This window comes from Longimicrobium sp. (assembly GCA_036377595.1).
Taxonomy (GTDB): Bacteria; Gemmatimonadota; Gemmatimonadetes; order Longimicrobiales; family Longimicrobiaceae; genus Longimicrobium.
The window spans coordinates 23,332-30,583 of sequence record DASUYB010000176.1; the positions used below are offsets into that span (position 1 = coordinate 23,332).

Sequence of the window (7,252 nt, forward strand, 5' to 3'; positions counted from 1 at the left end):
CGGGGCGCGGCGCGCGCTGCGGGATGCCACGCGCTCCTGCCCAGACGACGCGCATCCCGCCGCGCGGATGACGGCGGCGGGACGAACGGGCGGATGCGCGGGACGGATCGGCGGGACGGGCGGGACGACGGCGGATCGCGGCGGCGCGGCGATGCCCGTCGCGCGGTGATGTGCATCACCGTCCGCGATCACCGCGTCGCGTGGGCGGCTGCCCGTCGCGGTGCCGGGTGGGCCGCGGCGGCGGGGCGCCGCGCGCGGATCTGCGCGCGCAGGCGCTCGACGGCCGGGCGGTAGATCAGGTCGCCGACCGCGCCGACGTTGCCGAAGGAGTTGAGCCAGATCTCCGCCTCGCTCGGGCGCCCCTGCGCCGCGAGAAGCTGGGCCAGCAGCAGCCGCTCGGGCGCCGCGTCGGCCAGCGGCGCAAAGGCCGAGATCCACCACGGCGCGCGCTCCAGCGCCTCCTGCAGCCGCCGGATGGCCGTGGCCGTGTCGCCCGCGAGCAGCGCCTGGCGCGCGCGCAGCGTGGCCCGCAGCGCTCCCGGCTCGGGGTTCCACGCGCCAGCCGCGGGTTCCGCGGCGTCGAGCCGCTGCAGGAGAAAGGCGACCTCCGCCGAGTCGCCCTGCAGCAGCGCCAGGTGCACCACCGCGCGGAACGGGTCGCGCGTGCGCGCGTTGAGCACGCCGAAGTCCGGCCCCTCCTCCTCCACGAACGTCCGGGCATAGCGAAGCATCTCGTCGCCCTCGGGCGAGGGGTACCCCGCCAGGCGCGCGTGCACCAGCCACTTGTCGAACGGCGCGGGGGGAAGCGTCCGCCAGATCTGCAGCGCCCGCGGCCACTTCCCCTGCGCGGTCAGCGCCGCGATGCGGAAGCTGGCGCCCCAGCGGCGGTCGTCCACCTCGCTGCGCCGCATCAGCAGCGTGCCGAGCGTGTCCACCATGCGCGGATCGAAGCTGAAGATCCGGGCCACGTTCGACACCGTGCTGCGTCCCGTGGTGTCGAGCGCCGCCAGCATGGACGCCCGCTCGTCGTCATCCCCGAAGCGCAGCGCCACGCCGAGCTGGTACTGCGGCGCCTCGGGGCTGCGCACGCGCGGAGCATAGCGCTCGGCACGCTCGCGGTCGCCCAGACGGATGGCGATCTCGGAGAGGTGCTCGTACACGGGTGAGTAGGTGGAGTCCATCCGCACCACCTGCTCGAAGGCGCTCAGCGCGTCCTCGGGCCGCCCGCCCAGCATCCCCTCGAAGTGGAACACCGCCTCGCCCTTGCCGAACCACCCGTCCAGCATCGACGGGTCGTTCACGGTGATGCGGGTGAAGCGCTGCACCGCCTCGCTTCCGTGGCGCACGATCAGCAGCCGCTGCGCCTCGAGCAGCTGCACGTCGATGGAGCGGGCCTGATCGCGGTGCGCCAGTCCCGAGTCCACCGCCTGCAGCGCCTCCTTGAACTTCCACTCCGGCGACCACGTCAGCACCACACTCAGCCGGTGGGAGGCCAGCAGGCAGAGCGGGTCGGCCTTCACGGCGGCGCGGAACTCCTGCGCGGCCGCCGCGGGATCGCCCGCGCGGAAGCTGCTGGTGCCCAGCATGAAGTGGCTGAGCGCGGCCGCCGAGTCGCTGGCGGTGAGCAGGTACGCGGCCGGGCCCACGTCGATGTGCTCGCGCTGGGCCACCGCGCGCGCCAGGCGCAGCCCGATGCGCTGCACGGCCCCGCCCGGCGGCTCGCCCGGCGCCGAGCTCTCGCGCGCCACCTGGGTCCACCCCTGCACCTCGCGCACGGACACGGAGATGCGCAGCGGGCTGGTGGAGATCACCTCGGGGACGGCCGCGTAGCGCGCGCCCTTGGCCCGCGCGGCGGACTTCAGCTCCTCCAGCGGCACCTCGCGCCAGCCGCGGGCCTCGGTGCGCGGCGTCGCATCGACCGTCCACAGCCCGGGGACCAGCGTGAACGCGCTGGAGAAGAGCCCCTGCAGCTCGCCCGCGTCCGCCGGCGCGTCGCGGGCGTCTCCCGCCGCCTCGAACGAGAACACCGCCACCGTCACTCCCGCCGCGGCGTCCTGCGGCCGCAGCCTGACCCACACGGCCGCGGCGGTCGCGGCGAGGACCGCGGCGGCCGCCAGCAGCGGCATCAGCGGGCGACGCCGCCTCCGCGTGACCGGGATGGCGTCGTCCGGCGCGATGGCATCCCCCGCTTGCGGCATTGTGGAGATGATCGCGTCTCCATCTCCAACCTCCTCCGCCGTTCCCTGCCCCGCGACCGGGTCCGCCGCCGGCGGGTCCGGCTCCGGCGCGGCGACGATCACGGGAACGGGAACGGAGATGGGCGGAGAGGGGGCGCGCGCCGGCGCTTCGGCGGGACCGGGGTCGGAGCGGAGACGCTCGGCGAGCTGCTCCACCGCCGGTGAGGGCTTGGCCCCCAGGTCCTCCCGCATCAGCCGGACGTGCTCGGCGGCCACCTTCAACCCTTCCGCGCGCTCGCCGGTCGCCTCGAGCGCCGTCATCAGCCGCAGGACGACGGGTTCCTTGTACGGGTCGTGCCTGAACAGCCGGCGCCACCACTCCGCCGCCGCCTTCCACTCGCCCTCGCCCTCGCGGCGCTCGGCCAGCGTTTCCAGCGCCTCCGCGTACGCGCGCGCGAGGCGGTCGCGCTCGCCCTCGGCCCAGCGCTCGAACTCGGGGGCGTCGTCCACGTAGAAGCCGTCCAGGAAGGGTCCAGCGTACAGCCCCACCGCCGTTTCCTCCCTCCCCGCCGCGATCGCCTCGTCGAACGCCGCCACGTCGCACGCCACCACCGCGGGATCCACCCCCAGCTCGTTCCCCGCCGCCACCAGCGCCCCCTCGCCCAGCCGCTTCCGCAGCACGTACAGCGACTCGGAGAGGAGATGGCGCGCGTTCTCGTCGTCCTTCTCGGGCCACAACAGTGCCATCAGCCGCTCGCGTCCCACCGTGGGCCCCCGCCCGACCGCGAGCAGCGCCAGCAGCGCCAGGCGGCGCCGATGGGCCGCGCGGCCGCCCACAATGCCGGACTCGTCTTCGAGGACGGCGCCCCCGAAGAGCTTGAGACGGAAGGATTTCACGTGGTTGATGTGAGTACGGATACGGGGTTGAAGCGGGCGCTCCATAATCAGTCACGCGGCCGGGAATGCCGCAAGTGGCCCGGCCGATTCCCCGCCGGGCGCGCATGGAGAGGAGGACGCAATGGACGGTACACGGGCGATCCTGGGCGCAGCGGCGCTGGCCGCTCTGGCGTTCTGCTACACCACCCACGGGCGGGGGGCGGAGGGAGGCGCCCCGGGAGCGGTGCCGGTGGGAACGGTGATGGCCTACACCGGCGAGGGCGTGCCCGACGGATGGCTCCTGTGCGACGGACGCGCGCTCCATCGCGACGACTGGCCGGAGCTCTTCCGCGCCATCGGCACCTCGCACGGCGCGGGGGTGTCGATGCTGGGGGTCAGGGAGGCCGACTTCAACCTCCCCGACTACCGCGGCCGCTTCCTCCGCGGGGTGGACGCGGGCCAGGACGGCGAGCGCTCCGGCTCCGACCCCGCCGCCGAGACGCGGTCGGCGGCGCGGGCGGGCACCGGCAACGCCGGCAACCGGGTGGGCTCCTACCAGCCCGACGCCACCGCCCTCCCCCGCGACCCCATGCAGCCCTTCCGCGCGGTCATCGACATCCCCGTCGCGCAGTGGACCTCGCTGGTCGAGGGAACCCGGAACGGAAGCCCCGCGGCGGGCGGCGCCGCCCCGCCGGCGAGCGAGCGGGCCGAGCCGGTGGCGGTGGCGGGAAGCGTCGCCAGGCGCGGCTACCTGGTGACGGGGGGCGACGCCGAGACGCGCCCCAGGAACGTGAGCGTGCGCTGGATCATTCGCGCCAGACCATAGGCCCCGGCGGTCCGCCTGGCCGGAACGCCCGCTGCCACTCGCGTGGCGGCGACCCCACAGGCGGAGATCACTGTCACATCACTCAATGGGAGGTCGGAATGCTCGTCGCGGACAAGACACTGGCAGAGCTGGGGCTGGTGGCCAACAACGGGCCCTGCGAGGTCCACAACCTCCAGGGGGGCGCGGGAACCAAGTTCCTGGTCACCGAGATGGAGGCGGCCACCGCCGACGCGAGCAAGGAGCTGCGCAGCGGGATGTACCTGCTGCTGAGCCTGGTGCTCGAGCTGTGGCGGCGCAACGAGTACGCGTTCGGCGTGCTGAAGTCCGCCATCGGCGAGGACGGGTTCAAGGACGTGGATCCGGAGCTCGCCGCGCAGATCTACCTGCACAACAAGGGTCTGCACTCGTTCGAGGACCCGGAGATCGGGGCCACGGACTGGAAGGCGCGGGCGGAGATGGCGAGCGACATCGTGCACAGCCTGCTGCTGGACGCCGAGGCGCCGCACGCCAAGGCGCTGAAGGACGCGGTCGGGAAGACGGACATCTTCGCCGTGTTCGCCAGGGAGTGCGCGAAGGTGCCCGGGCTGATGCGGCTGGTGGCCGGCGGTTCCTCGTCGCTCGCGGGCGGCGGCGGCCACTCCCACGGCCAGGGCCCGCTGACGCCCCCCGGTCCGCAGATCAAGAAGGCCGCCTGACCGGCGGTCCGTGAAGGCAGGGCTTCCCCGCGGGCGCCGCACCGGCCCGCGGGGGGCCTCTCCCCCGAAGCGCGATCACCATTCGAGGGGCAGGAGGGGATGACGCAACCCGTGCTGGTGACCCGCCGGCCCTCTCCGAGGGCATCGTCCCGGACGCAGCAGGCGATCGTCCCGGGGCCCGAGGACGAGGCCGCGCTGGCCGCCCTGGGCGTGCGCGTGGAGATGAGGACGCCGCACGGCGCGCTCGCGTCACTCGACCGCGGCGGCGACGGTGCCTGGCGCGCGCTGGAGGCGCGAGGCTTTCGCGTGAAGCCGCTCCCCGGCGCGGACGTGGTACAACTGGGCGATCATCGGATCGATGCCGAGGAGGGTGGGATGGAGGGCGTCCCGCCGGAGCTCCGCATCCCCACGGCGCTCGCGGACTCCTGGCCGCACCACCTGGTGCTGCTCGCCGCGCCGCCGTGCGCGGAGTGGGTGAGGCGGATCGAGGCGCTGGGGGTGGAGGTGGCCGAGCCGGTCGGACGGTGCGGCCTGTTCGTCCACGCCGCGCCGGCCGACGCCGCGCGGCTGCGGGGGCTGGACTTCGTGCGCTGGACGCGGCCGTTCGAGCCCGCCTGGCGCGTGGGCGGCGAGCTGCGGGAAAGGACGGGGCGCGTCCGCTATCTCCAGGTGACGGTGTATCCCGCCGACCGCGCCGGCGAGGTGGCGGCCGCCATCGGCCGGGCCGGCGGCACCGTGGCGCTGCGCTGGGGACGCGGGTCCACGCACCGCGACGGCTTCGCCTGCATGGTGGCCGAGCTCGACGCGGACCGCGTCCCGCTGGTCGCGCGGCTGCCATGGGTGCGCTCCGTCCGCCATCGCCCCGCCGTGCTGCACGCGGAGGACGACCGCGCGGCGGAGGCTCTCGTGCCGCTGCTGGACGGCGACGGGATGTCGGCCGCGGCGATCGTGCGCGGCTACGCCCACGTCCCCGACACCCCGGGGCCCACCGGGCACGGCGTGGTGGTGGGGATCTGCGACACCGGCGTGGACACCAACAACACCTTCACCCTGCGCCCCGGCCTGCGCGGGCGGATGGCCTTCTTCTGCGACGTGAGCAGCGGCCGCGCGCCCGAGGACCCCAGCGGCCACGGGACGCGGGTGGCCGAGATCGCAGTGGGGCGGGGCCGCTCCGGCATCAACCCGGCCTGGCCGCCGCTCGACCCGGGGATTGCGCCGGGAGCGCGCTTCGGCTGCATCAACGCCGTGGGGATGCCGGGCACCGCCGCGCTGACGCCGCTGGCCACGTACACGCGGCTGATGGTGCTCAACGGCGCGCAGGTGATGAACAACAGCTGGGGGATGGGGCCCGCGAAGGGCTACACCGGCAACGCCGCCGCCGTCGACCGGCTGGTGCGCGATCCCCACGCCGACGGTCTCGCGAACCCGGCGCTCGGATCGCTGGTGATGGTCTTCTCCGCGGGCGACGACGGGTCCGGCGCCGTCACCGAGCCGAAGGAGGCCAAGAACGCCATCGTCGTCGGTCGCGCCGGGGGTGCGCGCGCCGGCCGCGCCGCGGAGGACGGGCGCATCGTCCCCACCGTCGTGGCGCCCGCCTCCTCGCCCTCGACCGAGCGCACGGGGACGTCGCTGGCGGCGGCGCACGTGTCCGGGCTGGTGGCGCTGCTGATCGAGTGGTGGGGGAACCGCTTCTTCGGGCGCAGGCCCAGCCCCGCGATGGTGAAGGCGCTGCTGGTGAACGGCGCCGACGACCTGGCGTCCGAGGGGGTGCGGCACGTCCCCAGCGGCGACCAGGGGTGGGGGCGCGCGTCGCTGGCGGGGATGGTGTCGCGCGAGCCCAGGTTCCTGCGCGACCAGGCGCTTCCCTTCACCGCCCCGCTGCAGGAGCACGCCTTCCGGGTGCGCGCGGGCGACGCCGACCGGCCGCTGCGGATCACGCTCGCCTGGACGGACGCGCCGGGCGCCGACGGGGCCGTTCCCGCGCTGGCCAACGACCTGGACCTGGAGGTCACCGAGGTCGCCACCGGCCGCGTCTTCAAGGGCAACGCCTTCCGCGACGGCTTCTCGGTTGCGAATACCGGCGACTTCGACCATCTCAACAACGTGGAGTGCGTGTACGTCGAGCGTCCGTGGGCCGGCCCGTACGAGGTGCGGGTGATCGCCGCCGTGCTGGCGGTGGACGCGCGGCCGCCGTTCCGCTGGCCGGCCTGGCAGGACTACGCGCTGGTGATCGACAACGCGGTGCCTGCCTGAAGTAGTCTGCGGGAGAAGGGAGGCGAGCGATGGAAGGAATGCTGGACATGTCGCTCCGCGACCGGGTGCGGGCGATCCTGCTGGGGAAGCTGGGCACCGACGGCGCCGAAGCCGCGCCGCTGGGTGACGTTGTGGCCGACGCCCGGAAACGGCAGGAAATCGCCGAGGCTATCCGGATGGAGTTCCCCTACCTGCGGCCGCCCTGGCACGACGGAGATCTCAGCTCGGCGAGCACACTGGACAGCATCGCGCGCGAGATCGGCCGCCGGCGCACGCTGGCGTCGAGCCCCCGCCAGCGGCGCTGATCCCCGAATCGCCTGAACAGAAGGCTCACGCAGAGGGCGCAGAGGTCGCAGAGGAACTGAATGCAATCCTCTGCGGCCTCTGCGGCCTCTGCGCCCTCTGCGCCCTCTGCGTGAGATTCC

5 protein-coding genes are annotated in these 7,252 nt (G+C 74.4%); 4 read left to right on the plus strand and 1 reads right to left on the minus strand.

Going from position 1 to position 7,252, the window contains the following annotated elements:
- Positions 1-188: 188 nt before the first annotated feature.
- Positions 189-3,074 (minus strand): BTAD domain-containing putative transcriptional regulator, encoded by a 2,886-nt coding sequence (locus VF092_29345; GenBank protein ID HEX6751433.1) that lies wholly within the window; start codon positions 3,072-3,074, stop codon positions 189-191.
- 121 nt (positions 3,075-3,195) lie between these two features.
- Here VF092_29345 and VF092_29350 point away from each other — a divergent pair, with 121 nt between their 5' ends.
- From VF092_29350 to VF092_29365, 4 genes are all read left to right on the plus strand, one after another.
- Positions 3,196-3,879 (plus strand): phage tail protein, encoded by a 684-nt coding sequence (locus VF092_29350; protein HEX6751434.1) that lies wholly within the window; start codon positions 3,196-3,198, stop codon positions 3,877-3,879.
- 98 nt (positions 3,880-3,977) lie between these two features.
- Positions 3,978-4,574 (plus strand): hypothetical protein, encoded by a 597-nt coding sequence (locus VF092_29355; protein HEX6751435.1) that lies wholly within the window; start codon positions 3,978-3,980, stop codon positions 4,572-4,574.
- Between the two features lie 99 nt (positions 4,575-4,673).
- Positions 4,674-6,827: a S8 family serine peptidase gene (locus VF092_29360; GenBank protein HEX6751436.1), complete on the plus strand. Its 2,154-nt coding sequence runs from the start codon at positions 4,674-4,676 to the stop codon at positions 6,825-6,827.
- 29 nt (positions 6,828-6,856) lie between these two features.
- Positions 6,857-7,132 carry a hypothetical protein gene (locus VF092_29365; protein ID HEX6751437.1) on the plus strand — a complete coding sequence of 92 codons (276 nt, stop codon included), beginning with the start codon at positions 6,857-6,859 and terminating at the stop codon, positions 7,130-7,132.
- Positions 7,133-7,252: the final 120 nt, after the last annotated feature.